The following is a 16,503-nucleotide window of genomic DNA, read 5'->3' as shown; positions in this document are numbered from 1 at the left end:
TTAGACGGAGGCTTCGGCCTCCGTCCTTTTATCGGGAGAGGCGTGCCAACCAAGGTTGGCACCTACCGGGCGATGTGAGCGTGCCAACCAAGGTTGGCACCTACCGGGTGATGTGAGCGTGCCAACCAAGGTTGGCACCTACCGGAAAACGCGATCCGCCGATCAGGCCAGGTTGAAGCCGGCGCTGCGCGCCAGGCCATCGAAGTCCGGGAAGGACGTGGCGACGTTGGCGATGTCGTTGATGCGCACTTCGCCGTCGCTGATCTGGCCGGCAATGGCGAATGCCATGGCGATGCGATGGTCGCCGTGGCTTTCGATGGTGCCACTCCCCAGCCGAGCCCCGCCGTGCAGGGTGGCGCCATCCTCGGTCTCGTCCACCTGCATGCCCAGCGCGCGCAGGCCAGTGGCCATCGCCGCAAGACGATCGGATTCCTTCACCCGCAGTTCGGCAGCACCGCTCACCACGGTCTGGCCTTCGGCGGCGGCGGCGGCCACGAACAGCGCCGGGAACTCGTCGATCATGTCCGGCACCAGTGCTTCGGGAATACGCGCGCCCTTCAGCGGAGCGTAGCGCACCACCAGATCGGCCACCGGCTCACCGCCCTGCTCGGCCGGATTCTCTTCGGTGATATCCGCCCCCATCAGGCGCAGCGCGTGCAGCAGGCCGGTGCGACGCGGGTTCAGGCCGACCTGCTTCAGGCGCAGCTCGGAGCCGGGAATGATGCTGGCGGCGACCAGGTAGAACGCCGCCGAGGAAAAATCGGCCGGCACCACGATGTCCGTGGCGCGCAGGCGCTGGCCGCCCCGCAGGCGCGCCTTGCCCGGCGAGAATTCGATGTCCACGCCGAACGCGGACAGCATGCGTTCGGTGTAGTCGCGGGTCGGGTGGGGTTCCACCACGCGGGTTTCGCCCTGCGCGTACAGGCCGGCCAGCAGCACGGCCGACTTGATCTGTGCGCTGGCCACCGGCGAGGCGAAGTCGATGCCATGCAGCGTCTGGCCGCCATGCACGTGCAGCGGCGGCGTGCCGTCGTCCTGGGTATCGATCCTTGCGCCCATCTGCGACAGCGGGCCGGTGACACGGCGCATCGGGCGGCCGGACAGCGACTCATCGCCGATCAGCGTGCAGTCGAACGCCTGGCCCGCCAGCAGGCCGGCCAGCAGGCGCATGCCGGTGCCGGCATTGCCGCAGTCCAGCGGTGCCTCCGGCGCTTTCAGGCCGTCGATACCGACGCCGTGCACGATGCGCTGCGACGGGCTGGGGGTTTCGATGCGCACACCCAGCTGGCTGAAGATGCGCGCGGTGGCGCGGGTGTCCTCGCCTTCCAGGAAGCCTTCGATATGCGAAGTACCATCGGCCAGCGCGGCGAACATCACCGAGCGGTGCGAGACCGACTTGTCGCCGGGAATGGTCAGGCTGCCCTGCAGCGGCTGGCCCTTGCGGGCGATCCAGTGTTGCGCGTTGCTCATCGTTCGATCGTTCCGTAAACGCCGGCAGCGCCGGCGATGCATCAGGGAGCGGCGGCCAGGGCCGCCACAGCAGCACTCAGGGCACGGCCACCGGGTAGGAGCCCAGCACCTTGATCTGCGCCGAGTGCGCTTCCAGTTCGGCCAGCGCCGCCTGCATCGGCGCGTCGTCGATGTGGCCGGCCAGGTCAATGAAGAAGCCGTATTCCCACTTGCCGTGGTGCGACGGCCGCGACTCGATGCGGTTCATGCTGATGCCGTGGCGGGCGAACGGGCTGAGCACATCGAACAGCGCACCGGGCTTGTCATGGATGAACACCAGCACCGAGGTGCGGTCGTGGCCGGAGGTCGGGAAGATGTTGCGGCCCACCACCAGGAAGCGGGTGGTGTTGTCGGCATCATTCTGGATCGGCTTGGTGACCACCTTCTTCAGGCCGTACACGTGGCCGGCACTCTCGCCGCCGATGGCCGCTGCGTCGTCGGCGTTGCGCGCGCGACGCGCACCCTCGGCATTGCTCGACACCGGAATCTTCTCGGCCTTCGGCAGGTTGGCGCGCAGCCACGCCGAGGTCTGCATGAACGACTGCGGGTGTGCGTAGATGCGCTCGATGTCCTCGATGCGGCCGCTGCGCGACATCAGGTACTGCTGCACGCGCAGTTCCACTTCGCCACAGATCTTCAGGTTGGAGGTCAGGAACATGTCCAGGGTGATCTGGATGGTGCCCTGTCCCGAATTCTCCACCGGCACCACGCCGAAATCGGCGTTGCCCGCTTCCACTTCCTGGAACACTTCCTCGATGCTGGCCATCGGCAGGCCCAGCGCGGAGCGGCCGAAGTGCTTGAGCACGGCCTGCTGGCTGAAGGTGCCTTCCGGGCCGAGGTAGCCGATCTTCAGCGGCTCCTGCTGGGCCAGGCAGGCCGACATGATCTCGCGATAGACATGCACCAGCAGCTCGTCGCTGAGCGGGCCTTCATTGCGGTCCACCACCATGCGCAGCACCTGCGCTTCGCGCTCGGGGCGGTAGTAGTCGACAGCGGCGGCCAGCTTGCCCTTGGCCTTGCCGACCTGGTGGGCGAAGCGCGCGCGCTCGGCGATCAGGCTCTGGATGTCACGGTCGATCTGGTCGATCTTCGAGCGCACATCGGCCAGCGCCAGCGGTGCCAGGGTGGGTGCCGGGTTCGAGGCGGCCTTGGCCTTGCCCTTCGCCTTGCTGGGCGCGCTGTCCTTGGCCGGTTCGGCCTTCTTCGGCGCCTTCTTGCTGGATTTGCTGCTTGCCATCGGAATTCCTTGTTGCGGGACCCGCACCCGACGGTGCGCGCCGTTCATTGCTCAGCCGTGACGCTGCTGGAAATCGGCCATGAAGGCGACCAGCGCCTCGGCCCCGGCCAGCGGCATGGCGTTGTACAGCGAGGCACGGATGCCCCCGACCACCTTGTGTCCCTTCAGCGCCAGCAGGCCGGCAGCCTTGGCTTCGGCGACGAAGCGGGCATCAAGCCCGGCATCGGGCAGGAAGAACGGGATGTTCATCCGCGAGCGTGCCGCATGCGCGACCTCGTTGCGGTAGAAGCCGCCGGAGCCATCGATGGCGCCGTACACCAGTGCCGCCTTGGCGGCATTGCGCCTGGCGAATTCGGCCACGCCGCCTTCGGCCAGCATCCACTTGAACACCAGGCCGGCCAGATACCAGTTCCAGGTCGGCGGGGTGTTGAGCATCGAATCGCGGGCGACATGCGAGCGGTAATCGAAGATGTCCGCACGCGGCTGGCCAGTACGCTCGAGCAGGTCGCGGCGGACGATCATCACTGCGATGCCGACCGGGCCCAGGTTCTTCTGCGCGCCGGCATAGATCACACCGTAGCGGCGTACATCCAGCGGCTCGCTGGCGATGGATGAGCTGAAGTCCGCCACCAGCGGCACATCGCCGGTATCCGGCACATCACGGAACTCGACGCCGTGGATCGTCTCGTTGGCGGTGATGTGCACATAGGCGGCGTCGGGCGAGAGCTGCCAGTCGGCGCGGGGCGGCAGCGTGCGATAGCCGTCGGGCTCGCTGCTGGCGGCAATGTTGACGTCGACGTAGACGCCGGCCTGCTTGACCGCAGTCTTTCCCCAATGGCCACTGACCACGTAGTCGGCGCGCTGGCCGGGGCTGGCGAAGTTGAGCGGGATCAGCGCCTGCTGGGTGGTGGCGCCACCGGACAGGAACAGCACCGCGTAGTCGTCGGGGATATCGAGCAGGCGGCGCAGGTCGGCCTCGGCCTCGGCGGCCACGGACATGAATTCCGCGCCGCGATGGCTCATTTCCACGATCGAGGCACCACTACCGTGCCAGTCCAGCATTTCCGCCTGCGCCTGGCGCAGGACCGATTCCGGCAAGGTCGCAGGGCCGGCACTGAAGTTGAACGCGCGCGTCATGTCACACCTGTGGGGCAAGACCCCTAGTATGCCGCAGTGCACCAGCCTTGCGGCCTAGTGCGGCAAGGGAAATTTGGTTTCATTGGAATCCATTCGCCGCAGGCGTGCCGCCGGTAGTCGCCGACCTTGGTCGGCGTACGCCGTCAGGCGTCATGCCCGCCGAAAAAGCGTGCCGACCAAGGTCGGCACCTACCAAAGCCGTGTGCTGCCAGGCGTCAAGCCCGCCGACGGAGCGTGCCGATCAAGGTCGGCACCCACCAGCGCGCGGACCCAGCGGATTCAGATCAGCAGCAAAGCCCCGGTAGTCGCCGACCTTGGTCGGCGTACGCCGTCAGGCGTCATGCCCGCCGAACAAGCGTGCCGACCAAGGTCGGCACCTACCAAAGCCGTGTGCTGCCAGGCGTCAAGCCCGCCGACGGAGCGTGCCGATCAAGGTCGGCACCCACCAGGGCGCGGACCCAGCGGATTCAGATCAGCGCGCGCCGAACCAGAGCAGCAGGCTGAGCAGTGCGGCCAGCAGCAGCGCACTCACCAGCAGCCACGGCCAGCGCCGGACCCTGCGCGGCGCGGCCGGCAGCACCGGCGCCTGCTCGGCCTCGTGGCTGGCGTCGTCCTCGGCGGGCAGCGGCCGCCGGCGCGGATCGTGCGGCACTTCCAGCACGAACCGGTGCTGGCCATCGAACACGACCTGGTCGCCGGCCTGCAGCCAGCAGTGGCGCACGGCCACGCCGTTGACCCGGGTACCGTCGGCGCTGCCCAGGTCGCGCAGCAGCACGCGCTCGCCGTGCACTTCCACGCGGGCATGCTGTTCGGCGAAGGCCGGGTCATCGATGGCGATGTCGGCCTCGTTGCCGCGGCCGATCAGGCGGGCCTGCGACAGGGTGAAACTGCGGCCATGGTGCAGGCCACCGACACCGCGCAGCAGTCGTTGCTGCTCGTCGCTGCCATCCTCGCTCTTCGGCGCAGGCGCCTGCAGCAGGCTCTCGACTTCGCCCTGCAGCACCATCTCCACGCCATCCACGTATACCGCATCGCCCGCGCGCAGCAGGGCCATCCGGCGCACCGGTCGACCATTGACGTGGATGCCGCGGATGCCATTGCCGACCTGCAGCCAGAGGCCGCGATCGTCCATGCAGAACTGGGCCAGCAGCAGGGCGCCGTGGCCGGCATCACCGAGCCGCACGCTGCCGTTGGCCTGGCGCACGATGCGCTGCACCCCGGGCCGCAGGGGCTGGTCGGGCTGTTGTTGCTGACTGAAGTGAACTAGCAGGTTCTGCACGCGGCGCAGCCTAGCAGGTTGGTCGCCAACGAAGAAGAACCCACGATGAGTGCTTGGCGCGGCGGCCCTTGATGCGCACAATGCTCGCCCTCTTTGATCATCCCCGCCCTGCGCCAGGAGCCTGCATGTCCACCATCGATGTCCGCCACGCCCACGCCCTGCCCGACGCACAGGCGCGCGCCGCGATCGAACAGGTCGCTGCCAAGCTGTCCGAGCGCTTCGGCCTGAAGTCGTCCTGGACCGCCGACGTCCTGAACTTCTCCGGCAGCGGTGTGGACGGTGCGATCGAACTGCAGCCGGGCGCCGTGCGCGTGACCGCCAAGCTCGGTTTCCTGCTGTCGGCGATGAAGGGCATGGTCGAAGGCGAGATCCAGCGCGTGCTGAAGGAAAAGCTGGGCTGAATCCTGGCGGCGGCCATCACGGCCGTGCAACGCCACCGCGCGCTACTCTCGGGGCAGGCCCAACTCCCACGGGAAGTGCGATGAACCACTACGAGAACGACGACCGCCGCAACGACGACGCCTCTTTCGGTGACCAGGCCGAGCGCTTCTCGCGCAAGCTCAGCGATTCGGCGCAACAGGTCTGGCTGGCCGGGCTGGGTGCGCTGGGGCGCGCGCAGGCCGAGGGCAGCCGCTTCTTCGACGGCCTGGTGAAGGAAGGCGAAGCCTGGGAAGCCCGCCGCCGTGAACGCAGCGGCGAACAGGGCCCGGGCTGGCGTGACAACGTCGAATCGTCCCTGGATGAAGCCCGCGAGAAGGCCTCGGGCACCTGGAACAAGGTCGAGAAGGCCTTCGATGACCAGGTGCAGGGCGTGCTCAAGCGGCTGCATGTGCCCACGTCCGACGAGGTGACCGCGCTGGAAGCCCGCATCGATGCCCTGCACGCGCGCCTGGCCAGGCTGGAAAACCGGGCGGCTTCGGGTGCAGATGCCCCCGCACCGGGCAGCCATCAATCGCCGGACAGCATTCCCTGAGCGCAATTGTTGCAATGCAATAAATTTTGATTGACAATCGCGAGCAACCCGCCAATCGCTTCGGCTGCCGTTTGTTCCCTCCCCTCACGGCTTCAGGATTGGCGGGTTTTTCGTGTCCGTCGTATACCGTTCTGCGCGCTCCATCACGCTTCCTGTCAGGAACATCCTGACCCAGCCGGGCACCGCGACCTTTACACTGTCGCTCTCCGCTTTCGCCCCTTCCGCCCTACTCCTGCATGCTCCCTTGGATCCTGGCCCTGCTGTCGGCCCTGCTTACCTGTTCCCTGGCCGTTGTCTATCTGTGGTGGATCAAGCGGCGGCAGAAGGAGATGCAACTCGGCCTGCAGGCTCTGGGAGGCATGCACTGGCGCGAATTCTCGGTTCTGGTCAAGCGCATGCTGCGCGAACAGCGCGGCCTGCGTGAGCTGATCGATCCGGCCGAAGATGCCCGCGAGCCGAGCAGCGACTTCCTGCTCAGCGATGGCCCCAATCAATGGCTGGTGTCGTGCAAGCACGGCCTGGCCTACCGCATCGGCACCGCCGCAGTGAACGAACTGGGTGCGGCCGCGCGCCTGGCCGGCGCCAAGGGTGGCGTACTGCTGACCGAAGGCCGTATCGAGCGCGACGGCCGTGGCGCCGCCGAGAAGCAGGCGGTTGAAGTGCTGGACGGGCCGCGCCTGTGGCCGTTGCTGCAGCCCTACCTCCCTGCCGATATCGAAGCGCGCGTGCGCGCCAGCGCCCGGCACGAAGCGCTGCGCCGCATTGCCATTGCCGCACTGGGTGCGGCCACGCTGGGGCTGCTTGTCGGCTTGGGTCTGCAGGGCCTGCATGTGGAAGAGGCCACTCCGGTCGCTGCGGCGCCGGTGGTGGCAACGCCTTCGGCCGCGCCTTCAGCCGCACCCGCCCCGATCGAAGCAGTCCCTGCGGTCGCCCCCGCTCCCACGCCTGCCGTCGCCCCCGCGACCGACGCGCGCAGCAATCCCGACCCCGATGCCGCCACGCTGGAGCGCTTCCAGGCCGATCTGGCCCGCGCCCTGGCCGGCAAGCCCGGCATCGCCAGCGGTGTCTGGCTGACCCGGCAGACACTGGCGATCAACCGCACCGGCGAACTGGACGCGGTGTGGCCGCTGGTCTGCGAGGAAGTGCTGCACTACCCCGCGCTGCGCAACGTGCGCATCCAGCTCAACGCCCGCCCCGGCGTGGATGAGCCCGTACGCTGGCGGCAGTGCGCTACGTATTGATGGCGCAGCATCCGCGCATGGCGTGGATCTACTGAATCCCGATGCGCGACCCCTTGGTAGATCCACGCCACGCGTGGATGCCTTTGCAGAGTTGAGCCACGCGCGAACAGCAGCCGAGCATGGGCTCGGCTCCACATGGCGCCTGCTCAGCCCAATGCCGCGAGATGGGCGATGTAACTGGAGCGCGATTCACCCGCCGCTCTGGCCTGCGCATCCAGCCTCGCCAGGATCCGGCGTGGCAGGCTGATATTGACCCGCTCGATGGTGTCGTCCAGCAGAGCCGGATCAACGCAGATGTACGCAAGAATCCAACAGATGTCCTTGGATGCCTCGGCGGCGATCTTCTGCGGCGCTGAAGGTGTCGGAATCGAGCGCCCCTCATCCAGGGCCACATCAATCCAGGCGAGCGCCGCCTCTTCCGCCGCAGTGAGCGCATCATCAAGCGTGTCGGCCGCTGAGAAGCACCCCGGCAGATCTGGAACGACCACACCCCACGCGGTGCGCTCATCGCCCGCCTCGATCAAGACTGGATATCGCATGGGCCCTCCTACGTCAGTCCTGCGAGCTTCCGCAACGCCTGCACCAGCCCTTTCCCCAGATCCTTCCTTGGGTGAGGAACGGTGATGATGTGAGGGTGCTGCGAGTGCACGAATACATGATGGGATCCGCGGATCCGACGACAGATCCAACCTGCCGCTTCCAGTTTCCGGATGAGGTCCCTGCTCTTCATGCAGGGACGATACACATCGTACACACGCCCCGACAGAGTTCAAGGCGACAGTCGTTTCGGCAGAGTAGATCCACGCCATGCGTGGATGGAATCCCTATCGCGCGCCCGGCGCGAAGCGCGCCACCAGGTCCCAGGCATCCCCCAGGAACACCTGGCGAACGCGGGTGATCGGCTGTTCGCCACGCCAGGTCAGGCGTTCGATCACCAGGCAGGCGGTACCGGGCTTCACATCCAGCAGCCTGGCGGTGGCAGTATCCGCGCCCCAGGCACTGATGCGATGCTGGGCACGGGTCCAGGACACGTTCTGCAGCAGCCAGCTGCCCGGGGCGGTGGTGCTGAAGTCGACCTCCAACACCTCGGGCACGCCCACCGGGCTGATCAGGCGGTGCTCCAGTGCCAGCGGGCGGCCATCGGCCAGGTGCAGGCAGCGCATCGCCAGCAGCATTTCGCTGCCGGCCAGCTCGACTTCGCCGGCATTGCCGGCATCGGCCAGGCGCAGGTCGCGCTGCAGCAGTCGATAGGCGTACTGATGTCCCCGCGAGCCGACTTCCATCGCGATATCGGGAATCTCCAGCGCCACCTGCTCCAGGTGCGGTGGCTGCCGCGCCACGAACGAACCCGCGCGACGGCGGCGCTCGATCATGCCGCTCTCGGCCAGTGCGGTCAGCACCTTGTTCACCGTCATCCGCGAGCATCCGTACTGCTCCATCAACTCGTGCTCGTACGGAATCCGGAAGCCCGGCGCCCACTCTCCACTGAGGATGCGGCTTTCCAGATCGCTGCGGATACGCTGGTTGAGCGTGGCGGACTTGCTGGCCTTCACGTAATGGGGTCTCGGTGGCGGGAGGCGATCAGCCCAGCACGCCGCGCAGGGCGGCAGCGAAGGCGCTGGTGATCGCCTCGCGCTGCAGGTGGCGGCCCTCGGCCACGCACTGGCGGCCATGGCGCCAGACCGATCGCAGCGCGCCATTACGTGCGGCGAACACCCAGCTGTCAAGCCATGCGTCATCCTGTCGCGCCTGCAGCGCCGGGTGTGCGGCGTCCAGTTCAACCAGGTCGGCACTGGCGCCGACCTGCAGGCCGGCGGCCACGCCCAGCGCCTGTGCGCCACCGTGCAGTGCGCCTTCGAACAGGAAGCGGCCGGTGCTGCGGGTGGCATCCGGGGCCAGTACGTTGCGACCGCGCAGGGTCAGACGCTGGCCGTATTCGAGCAGGCGCAGTTCTTCGGCCGCGTCGATCAGCACATTGGAATCGGAACCGACGCCGAAGCGCCCGCCCTCGCGCGCGAACGCCTGCATCGGGAACAGGCCGTCGCCCAGGTTGGCCTCGGTGATCGGGCACAGGCCGGCCACGGCTTGGCTGGCCACAATGGCCGCGCGCTCGTCATCGGTGATGTGGGTGGCATGCACCAGGCACCAGCGCGCATCCACCGGCGCATGGTTGTACAGCCACTGCACCGGGCGCTGGCCGCTCCAGGCCAGGCAGGCCTCCACTTCGCGCACCTGCTCGGCGATGTGGATGTGCACCGGGCCGTCGGTCAGCGGCAGCAACGCACTCAGTTCCTCGCCGGTGACCGCACGCAGGCTGTGCGGTGCGATGCCGAGCACCGCGTCGGGCAGCGCGGCCAAGGCCGGCTTGGCGGCCTCCAGCAGCTGCGCGAAGCCGTCCACGTCGTGGATCAGGCGCCGCTGCGCTGGATTCGGCGCCGCCCCGCCGAAATCGGCATGTGCATAGAACACCGGCAGCAGGGTCAAGCCAATGCCGGTCTGGTCGGCGGCGGCGGCGATCCGCGCACTCATCTCGGCGCGGTTGGTATACGGCCGGCCGTCGGCATCGTGGTGCAGGTAATGGAACTCGCCGACGCGGGTGAAGCCACTTTCCAGCATTTCCATATAGGCCTGGGCGGCAATGGCCTGCACCGCGTCTGGGCGCAGGTGGGCCAGGAAACGGTACATCAGCTCGCGCCAGCTCCAGAAGCTGTCACCGTCGCCGCCGCCGATCTCGGTCAGCCCGGCCATGCCGCGCTGGAAGGCATGGCTGTGCAGGTTGGGCAGGCCCGGCACCAGGATGCCGACCCGGGTGTCGCCCGCCTGCGCGCCCTGCCCCGTGCTGATGGCCGCGATGCGACCGTCCTGCACCTGCAGGCGGACATCGCGGACCCAACCCTCGGCCAGCAGGGCGTGGGCGGCATGGAAACTGTGCGGGGAACGCGAATCGGACATGGCTGGACAACCCGAAATGGACGCCTATATTGTATAGACATATAAGCACAGCCGCGTTGTGGATGCCATGCACGTCGATACCCTCTGGTCCAACGTCCACCTGATCACCCTTGATGGCGAAGGGCTGGGTGTCATCCGCGATGGCGTCCTGGCCTGCGCCGACGGCCGCATCGTCCATGTCGGCGCGGCCGGCAGCGATGCCCACCTGCAGCCGACCACCCGCATCGACGGCGAAGGCCGTTGGATTTCGCCCGGCCTGATCGACTGCCATACCCACCTGGTCTACGCCGGCAACCGCGCCAACGAGTTCGAGCAGCGCCTGCAGGGCGTCAGCTATGCCGAGATCGCCCGTGCCGGCGGCGGCATCGTTTCCACCGTGCGCGCCACCCGTGCCGCCACGCCGGAACAGCTGGCCCGCGAAAGCCGGCCACGCCTGCTGGCGATGCGCGCCGAGGGCGTGACCACCCTCGAGATCAAGTCCGGCTACGGCCTGACCCTGCCCGACGAGCGCAAGCAGCTGCAGGTGGCGCGTGCGCTGGGCGAGGAATGCCGGGTCAACGTGGTGACCACCTTCCTCGGCGCGCACGCGGTTCCGCCAGGCCGCGAAGCACAGGAGTACACCGACGAAGTGTGCGAGGTGATGATTCCGGCCATCGCCGCCGAAGGCCTGGCCGAAGCGGTGGATGTGTTCTGCGAGAACATCGCCTTCTCGCCGGCGCAGGCGCGCCAGGTCTTTGAGGCGGCGCGCGCCAACGGGCTGTCGGTGAAGATCCACGCCGAGCAGCTGAGCAACCAGCATGGCGCCGAACTGGCGGCCCGCTTCGGGGCACTGTCGGCCGACCATATCGAACATCTGGACGACGCCGGCATCGCCGCGATGGCCGCTGCCGGTACCGTCGCCGTGCTGCTGCCCGGCGCCTTCTATTTCACCCGCGATACCACCCTGCCGCCGATCGCCGCGCTGCGTGCGGCCGGCGTACCGCTGGCGCTGGCCACCGACAGCAACCCGGGCACTTCGCCGCTGACCAGCCCGCTGCTGGCGATGAACATGGGCGCCACCCTGTTCCGCCTGACCGTGGACGAGTGCATCGCCGGCTTCACCCGTGAAGCGGCGCGCGCACTGGGCCATGGCGAGCGCATCGGCCGCCTGGCGGTGGGCATGGACTGCGACCTGGCGATCTGGGACATCGATGCCCCCGCCGACCTGGTCTATCGCATTGGATTCAACCCGCTGCACGCGCGCGTGGTGCGCGGACAGCCCGACCTGCCTGCCTCCTGGAGCAACACATGAGCAACACCCTGGTTCTTCGCCCCGGCCATGTCACTCTCGCCCAGTGGCGGCAGGTCTATCGCGGTGCGCCGCTCGCACTGGACCCGGCCGCGCTGCCGGTGGTGCGCGCCAGTGCGGCGGCGGTGGCCGCCATCGTCGCCAAGGGCGCGCCGGTGTATGGCATCAACACCGGCTTCGGCAAGCTGGCCAGCGTGCGCATCGAGCGCGAAGACCTGGCCACCCTGCAGCGGAACATCGTGCTCTCGCATGCCGCCGGCGTGGGCGAGCCGGTGCCGGCCAGCGTGGTGCGCCTGATGATGGCGCTGAAGCTGGTCAGCCTGGCGCAGGGTGCTTCGGGCATTCGCGAGGAAACCCTGCTGCTGCTGGAAGCGATGCTGGTCAAGGGCGTGCTGCCGGTGGTGCCCGCGCAGGGCTCGGTGGGTGCCTCGGGTGACCTGGCGCCGCTCTCGCACCTGGCCAGCGTGATGCTGGGCGTAGGCGAAGCCTTCATCGGTGACGAGCGTCTACCGGCAGCCGACGCACTGGCACGTGCCGGCCTGCAGCCGATCGAACTGGGCGCGAAGGAAGGCCTGGCGCTGCTCAACGGCACCCAGTTCTCCACCGCCTATGCGTTGGCCGGCCTGTTCGAGATCGAGACCGTGTTCCAGGCCGCACTGGTCACCGGCGCGCTGTCGGTGGAAGCGGCCAAGGGTTCGGACACGCCCTTCGACCCCCGCATCCACGCGATCCGCGGCCAGCGCGGGCAGATCGCCACCGCCGCCACCCTGCGCACGCTGATGCAGGGCTCGGACATCCGCGAATCACACCGTGACAACGACGTGCGCGTGCAGGACCCCTACTGCCTGCGCTGCCAGCCGCAGGTGATGGGCGCGGCGCTGGACATCCTGCGCCAGGCCGCGACCACGCTGGAAATCGAAGCCAACGGCGTGTCCGACAATCCGCTGGTGTTCACCGATACCGGCGAAGCGCTGTCCGGTGGCAACTTCCACGCAGAGCCGGTGGCCTTTGCCGCCGACATGCTGGCGATGGCGGTGTGCGAGATCGGTTCGATCAGCGAGCGCCGCCTGGCGATGCTGGTCGATCCGGCGCTGTCCGGCCTGCCCGCCTTCCTGACCCCGCGTCCCGGTTTGAATTCCGGTTTCATGATTCCGCAGGTGACTGCTGCTGCACTGGTCTCGGAAAACAAGCAGCGCGCCTACCCGGCCAGCGTTGACTCGATCCCGACCTCGGCCAACCAGGAAGACCATGTGTCGATGGCCGCGCATGGCGCACGCCGGCTGATGCAGATGGCCGAGAACGCCGCCAACGTGATCGGCATCGAGCTGCTGGCCGCTGCGCAGGGTTGCGACTTCCACGCCCCGCTGCGCTCCAGCGCCGCGCTGGAAACCGTGCGCGCCACCCTGCGTGCGCAGGTGCCGACGCTGGAAGAAGACCGCTACTTCCATCCGGACATGGTGACCGCCACGAATCTGGTGCGCAGTGGCGCGCTGGCGCAGGGCCTGACCGACCTGCTGCCAACCGTGGAACCGCAGGCATGAATACCCATCCCGAATGGCTGACGGTGCACGAAGGCGACGCCCCCCTCATCGTCAGCTTTCCGCATACCGGCAGCGAGCTGCCGCACGACCTGATCGGCGACTACCACTCACCGTGGCTGGCCCGCCGCGACACAGACTGGTGGGTACACGAACTGTACGACTTCGTGCGTGGCATGGGCGCGACCACGGTGCGCTCGGCGATCTCGCGTTCGGTGATCGACCTCAACCGCGATCCCAGCGGCGTGTCGCTGTACCCGGGCCAGAACACCACCGGCCTGTGCCCGCTGACCACCTTCGACAACCAGCCGCTGTACCACGCCGGGCGCGAACCGGACGAAGCGGAAATCGCCCGTCGCCGCGACACGTATTTCCTGCCTTACCACGATGCGCTGGCGGCGCAGATCACGCGCCTGCGCGCACGCCACGCTACCGTGGTGGTGTACGACGCGCACTCGATCCGCTCACACATCCCGCACCTGTTCGAAGGCGAGCTGCCGCAGTTCAACCTGGGTACCGCCGGCCCCTCCGGTGCACCGGACACCTCCTGCGACAACGCCTTGAGCGATGTGGTGGAGAACCTGCTGGCGCTCAGTGGCATGAGCCAGGTGCGCAACGGCCGCTTCAAGGGCGGCTGGATCACCCGCCACTACAGCAACATCCCGGGCGGCGTGCATAGCCTGCAGATGGAACTTGCCTGCCGCGGCTACATGCACGAGCCCCTGCCGGACCAGGTGGACGAACACAGCTGGCCCACCCCGCTCGACCCCGACCTCGCCGCACCACTGCGCCACACCCTGGCGCAGGTGCTCAACGCCTGCCTTGAATTCGCTACGAACCGGAGCGCCGCATGACCCGCAACGACCCATCCCGCACCGTCGCCGCGCCGACCGGCACCACGCTCAATGCCAAGAGCTGGCTGACCGAAGCACCGCTGCGCATGCTGATGAACAACCTGCACCCGGACGTGGCCGAGCGCCCGCAGGAACTGGTGGTGTACGGCGGCATCGGCCGCGCCGCGCGCGACTGGGAAAGCTTCGATGCCATCGTCGAGACGCTCAAGCGCCTGGACGACGACCAGACCCTGCTGGTGCAGTCGGGCAAGCCGGTAGGCGTGTTCCGCACCCACGCCGACGCGCCGCGCGTGCTGATCGCCAATTCCAACCTGGTGCCGCGCTGGGCCAACTGGGACCACTTCAACGAGCTGGATAAGAAGGGCCTGGCCATGTACGGCCAGATGACCGCCGGCAGCTGGATCTACATCGGTGCGCAGGGCATCGTGCAGGGCACCTACGAGACCTTCGTGGAAATGGGGCGCCAGCATTTCGGCGGCGACCTGACCGGGAAGTGGCTGTTCACCGGTGGCCTCGGCGGCATGGGTGGTGCACAGCCGCTGGCTGCCGTGATGGCCGGCGCCTCCTGCCTGGCCGTCGAGTGCCGCAAGAGCAGCATCGACATGCGCCTGCGCACCGGCTACCTGGATACCTGGACCGACAACCTGGACGAAGCGCTGCGCCTGATCGACGAGTCGTGCAAGGCCGGCACGCCGAAGTCGGTGGGCCTGCTCGGCAACGTTGCCGATGTGCTGGCCGAACTGCTCAAGCGCGGCGTGAAGCCGGACCTGCTGACCGACCAGACCTCCGCGCACGACCCGGTGAACGGCTACCTGCCGCAGGGCTGGACGGTCGAACAGTGGGATGAGAAGCGCGCTTCCGCCCCCAAGGAAGTGGAGAAGGCTGCGCGTGCATCGATGGCCAACCACATCCGCGCCATGCTCGGCTTCCACGCGCTGGGCGTGCCCACCGTGGACTACGGCAACAACCTGCGGCAGATGGCGCTGGAAGAAGGTGTGTCCAATGCCTTCGATTTCCCGGGGTTCGTGCCGGCCTACATCCGCCCGCTGTTCTGCCGTGGCATCGGCCCGTTCCGTTGGGCGGCACTGAGTGGCGACCCGGAAGACATCGCCAAGACCGATGCCAAGGTGAAGGAACTGATTCCGGACAACCCGCACCTGCACCGCTGGCTGGACATGGCCGCCGAGAAGATCAAGTTCCAGGGCCTCCCGGCGCGCATCTGCTGGGTCGGCCTGGGTGATCGCGATCGACTCGGCCTGGCGTTCAACGAGATGGTCGCCAACGGCGAACTGAAGGCGCCGGTGGTGATCGGTCGCGACCATCTGGACAGTGGCAGCGTCGCCTCGCCGAACCGCGAAACCGAAGCGATGGCCGACGGCTCCGATGCGGTGTCCGACTGGCCGCTGCTGAACGCCCTGCTCAACACCGCCAGCGGCGCGACGTGGGTGTCGCTGCACCACGGTGGCGGCGTGGGCATGGGCTTCTCGCAGCACGCCGGCATGGTGATTGTCTGTGATGGCACCGAAGCGGCGGCGAAGCGGATTGGCCGCGTGCTGTGGAACGACCCGGCCACTGGCGTGATGCGCCATGCCGATGCGGGGTATGGCATCGCGATCGACTGCGCGAGGGAAAAGGGACTGGATCTGCCGGGCATTCTCGGCTGATCGAGGTCTGGGTAGTGCCGGCCGCTGGCCGGCACCGCCCAAGCATTGCCCGTGCCGCCGGCCGCCGCCCGCCCCCCCCCTGGTGCGGGGACGCTCTGGTAGATGCCGACCTTGGTCGGCGCTCACTCCGCTACATCAGTGCCGAAGCGACCACCGATGCCTTTGCTCGAATACAGTCCGACGTATCAGCCTTGAGCGCTTCGATCAAGGAGACGACTTCTGCTGCACCCTTCGTCGAGGCCATGCTCTTCAAGTAAGCAATCAACATATTTCTGTGTAGATCACTGTTAAGCAATCTGCAGATGAAAGTCTCCAACCATTCTGGTGCCACGCGAAGCATGTACGGAGCTGATTGGACAAGCGCGGAAACCATGCTGTCGCCGTCACTTGCCTCGACAAGATGAAGAAGGCCCCACATGACGTCATGATGCGGAGTGTCATCGGCGAACATCGAGAAGAGAACTCCTAGCTCCCGACCGGAAAACTTCAGACCTGATAGCGCCTGAACCGTGCGGTCAAATACCGCAACCTCTTCTGAAGTGAGCATTTGCGAAGCCCGCAACAGCTCGTCCAGAAGTTGGCTCTTGATCAAAGCGTCGTTGGTGGCAGTTGGCACTGCTTGCACCTGTCCATCAATGGAGTGGCATTCGATTGTACGCGCGCACCAGGACAACTCTGATACTGGAGTGAAATGCCGCCGGGCGTCGATCGAATCGATGCTCAAGCCAGAGCCTGAAAGTTCGCCGCATGGGTGGAGCCGTCTAAATCCACTTAAGGCTATTACGTCGGTGTGGGCTGAGGCGCTCTTACATCTGATGCCTCATCAGTCGC

General features: G+C 67.4%; 16 protein-coding genes. 7 read left to right on the top strand and 9 right to left on the bottom strand.

Going from position 1 to position 16,503, the window contains the following annotated elements; all coding sequences use genetic code 11:
* Positions 1 to 162: 162 nt before the first annotated feature.
* From aroA to AC5P7A_RS02745, 4 genes are all read right to left on the bottom strand, one after another.
* On the bottom strand, positions 163 to 1,470 hold the full coding sequence (aroA, locus tag AC5P7A_RS02760; protein ID WP_032961653.1) for a 3-phosphoshikimate 1-carboxyvinyltransferase: 1,308 nt from the start codon (positions 1,468 to 1,470) through the stop codon (positions 163 to 165).
* Between the two features lie 76 nt (positions 1,471 to 1,546).
* The gene (gene pheA / locus AC5P7A_RS02755) at positions 1,547 to 2,746 is read right to left on the bottom strand and encodes a prephenate dehydratase (protein WP_111207050.1); all 1,200 of its coding nucleotides are present in this window, start codon (positions 2,744 to 2,746) and stop codon (positions 1,547 to 1,549) included.
* A gap of 51 nt (positions 2,747 to 2,797) precedes the next feature.
* Positions 2,798 to 3,883 (bottom strand): 3-phosphoserine/phosphohydroxythreonine transaminase, encoded by a 1,086-nt coding sequence (gene serC, locus AC5P7A_RS02750; RefSeq protein WP_014647617.1) that lies wholly within the window; start codon positions 3,881 to 3,883, stop codon positions 2,798 to 2,800.
* A gap of 472 nt (positions 3,884 to 4,355) precedes the next feature.
* Positions 4,356 to 5,162: an FHA domain-containing protein gene (locus AC5P7A_RS02745; protein ID WP_495219865.1), complete on the bottom strand. Its 807-nt coding sequence runs from the start codon at positions 5,160 to 5,162 to the stop codon at positions 4,356 to 4,358.
* A gap of 125 nt (positions 5,163 to 5,287) precedes the next feature.
* Between AC5P7A_RS02745 and AC5P7A_RS02740 the strand changes: the two genes are divergently transcribed.
* The 3 genes from AC5P7A_RS02740 to AC5P7A_RS02730 all read left to right on the top strand — a co-directional run bounded on the left by AC5P7A_RS02740 (position 5,288) and on the right by AC5P7A_RS02730 (position 7,376).
* Positions 5,288 to 5,563 (top strand): polyhydroxyalkanoic acid system family protein, encoded by a 276-nt coding sequence (locus AC5P7A_RS02740; protein ID WP_005417302.1) that lies wholly within the window; start codon positions 5,288 to 5,290, stop codon positions 5,561 to 5,563.
* Positions 5,564 to 5,643: 80 nt separating this feature from the next.
* Positions 5,644 to 6,135, top strand: a complete 492-nt coding sequence (locus AC5P7A_RS02735; RefSeq protein ID WP_241887394.1) for a phasin family protein — start codon at positions 5,644 to 5,646, stop codon at positions 6,133 to 6,135.
* Positions 6,136 to 6,371: 236 nt separating this feature from the next.
* Positions 6,372 to 7,376 carry a restriction endonuclease gene (locus tag AC5P7A_RS02730; RefSeq protein ID WP_495219864.1) on the top strand — a complete coding sequence of 335 codons (1,005 nt, stop codon included), beginning with the start codon at positions 6,372 to 6,374 and terminating at the stop codon, positions 7,374 to 7,376.
* Positions 7,377 to 7,522: 146 nt separating this feature from the next.
* Here the strand turns inward: AC5P7A_RS02730 and AC5P7A_RS02725 are convergent, their stop codons facing one another.
* From AC5P7A_RS02725 to AC5P7A_RS02710, 4 genes are all read right to left on the bottom strand, one after another.
* Complete coding sequence (locus AC5P7A_RS02725) at positions 7,523 to 7,915, bottom strand: type II toxin-antitoxin system HicB family antitoxin (RefSeq protein ID WP_041863589.1); 393 nt, start codon at positions 7,913 to 7,915, stop codon at positions 7,523 to 7,525.
* An 8-nt stretch (positions 7,916 to 7,923) separates the two neighbouring features.
* Positions 7,924 to 8,106 (bottom strand): type II toxin-antitoxin system HicA family toxin, encoded by a 183-nt coding sequence (locus AC5P7A_RS02720; protein ID WP_495219863.1) that lies wholly within the window; start codon positions 8,104 to 8,106, stop codon positions 7,924 to 7,926.
* A 94-nt stretch (positions 8,107 to 8,200) separates the two neighbouring features.
* Complete coding sequence (gene hutC / locus AC5P7A_RS02715; protein ID WP_032957259.1) at positions 8,201 to 8,929, bottom strand: histidine utilization transcriptional repressor HutC; 729 nt, start codon at positions 8,927 to 8,929, stop codon at positions 8,201 to 8,203.
* A 28-nt stretch (positions 8,930 to 8,957) separates the two neighbouring features.
* Complete coding sequence (locus AC5P7A_RS02710; RefSeq protein WP_049442480.1) at positions 8,958 to 10,328, bottom strand: formimidoylglutamate deiminase; 1,371 nt, start codon at positions 10,326 to 10,328, stop codon at positions 8,958 to 8,960.
* A 67-nt stretch (positions 10,329 to 10,395) separates the two neighbouring features.
* On the opposite strand from AC5P7A_RS02710, the gene hutI reads away from it, so the two are divergent.
* Genes hutI through hutU form a run of 4 tightly spaced genes read left to right on the top strand, consistent with a single transcriptional unit; the run spans position 10,396 to position 15,672 of the window.
* Positions 10,396 to 11,619 (top strand): imidazolonepropionase, encoded by a 1,224-nt coding sequence (gene hutI, locus AC5P7A_RS02705; protein WP_046431452.1) that lies wholly within the window; start codon positions 10,396 to 10,398, stop codon positions 11,617 to 11,619.
* Complete coding sequence (hutH, locus tag AC5P7A_RS02700; RefSeq protein WP_495219862.1) at positions 11,616 to 13,157, top strand: histidine ammonia-lyase; 1,542 nt, start codon at positions 11,616 to 11,618, stop codon at positions 13,155 to 13,157. The genes hutI and hutH overlap by 4 nt, the downstream gene beginning before the upstream one ends.
* Complete coding sequence (gene hutG / locus AC5P7A_RS02695) at positions 13,154 to 14,008, top strand: N-formylglutamate deformylase (RefSeq protein ID WP_049442479.1); 855 nt, start codon at positions 13,154 to 13,156, stop codon at positions 14,006 to 14,008. The genes hutH and hutG overlap by 4 nt, the downstream gene beginning before the upstream one ends.
* A complete protein-coding gene (gene hutU / locus AC5P7A_RS02690) occupies positions 14,005 to 15,672 on the top strand; it encodes a urocanate hydratase (RefSeq protein WP_262224705.1) in 1,668 nt (555 codons plus the stop codon). The genes hutG and hutU overlap by 4 nt, the downstream gene beginning before the upstream one ends.
* Positions 15,673 to 15,802: 130 nt before the next feature.
* On the opposite strand, the gene AC5P7A_RS02685 is transcribed toward hutU, so the two are convergent.
* A complete protein-coding gene (locus AC5P7A_RS02685) occupies positions 15,803 to 16,396 on the bottom strand; it encodes an Imm30 family immunity protein (RefSeq protein WP_141098640.1) in 594 nt (197 codons plus the stop codon).
* Positions 16,397 to 16,503 lie beyond the last annotated feature (107 nt).

It is taken from the genome of Stenotrophomonas sp. YJH_SMC_65, from assembly GCF_059369475.1.
This window is presented reverse-complemented; position numbering and strand designations above follow the sequence as displayed.

What these genes read in the sequence shown, in the direction of transcription:
- aroA (WP_032961653.1), bottom strand. Translation starts at nt 1,470, where the DNA reads ATGAGCAACGCGCAACACTGGATCGCCCGCAAGGGCCAGCCGCTGCAG.
- pheA (WP_111207050.1), bottom strand. Translation starts at nt 2,746, where the DNA reads ATGGCAAGCAGCAAATCCAGCAAGAAGGCGCCGAAGAAGGCCGAACCG.
- serC (WP_014647617.1), bottom strand. Translation starts at nt 3,883, where the DNA reads ATGACGCGCGCGTTCAACTTCAGTGCCGGCCCTGCGACCTTGCCGGAA.
- AC5P7A_RS02740 (WP_005417302.1), top strand. Translation starts at nt 5,288, where the DNA reads ATGTCCACCATCGATGTCCGCCACGCCCACGCCCTGCCCGACGCACAG.
- AC5P7A_RS02735 (WP_241887394.1), top strand. Translation starts at nt 5,644, where the DNA reads ATGAACCACTACGAGAACGACGACCGCCGCAACGACGACGCCTCTTTC.
- AC5P7A_RS02730 (WP_495219864.1), top strand. Translation starts at nt 6,372, where the DNA reads ATGCTCCCTTGGATCCTGGCCCTGCTGTCGGCCCTGCTTACCTGTTCC.
- AC5P7A_RS02725 (WP_041863589.1), bottom strand. Translation starts at nt 7,915, where the DNA reads ATGCGATATCCAGTCTTGATCGAGGCGGGCGATGAGCGCACCGCGTGG.
- AC5P7A_RS02720 (WP_495219863.1), bottom strand. Translation starts at nt 8,106, where the DNA reads ATGAAGAGCAGGGACCTCATCCGGAAACTGGAAGCGGCAGGTTGGATC.
- AC5P7A_RS02710 (WP_049442480.1), bottom strand. Translation starts at nt 10,328, where the DNA reads ATGTCCGATTCGCGTTCCCCGCACAGTTTCCATGCCGCCCACGCCCTG.
- hutI (WP_046431452.1), top strand. Translation starts at nt 10,396, where the DNA reads ATGCACGTCGATACCCTCTGGTCCAACGTCCACCTGATCACCCTTGAT.
- hutH (WP_495219862.1), top strand. Translation starts at nt 11,616, where the DNA reads ATGAGCAACACCCTGGTTCTTCGCCCCGGCCATGTCACTCTCGCCCAG.
- hutG (WP_049442479.1), top strand. Translation starts at nt 13,154, where the DNA reads ATGAATACCCATCCCGAATGGCTGACGGTGCACGAAGGCGACGCCCCC.
- hutU (WP_262224705.1), top strand. Translation starts at nt 14,005, where the DNA reads ATGACCCGCAACGACCCATCCCGCACCGTCGCCGCGCCGACCGGCACC.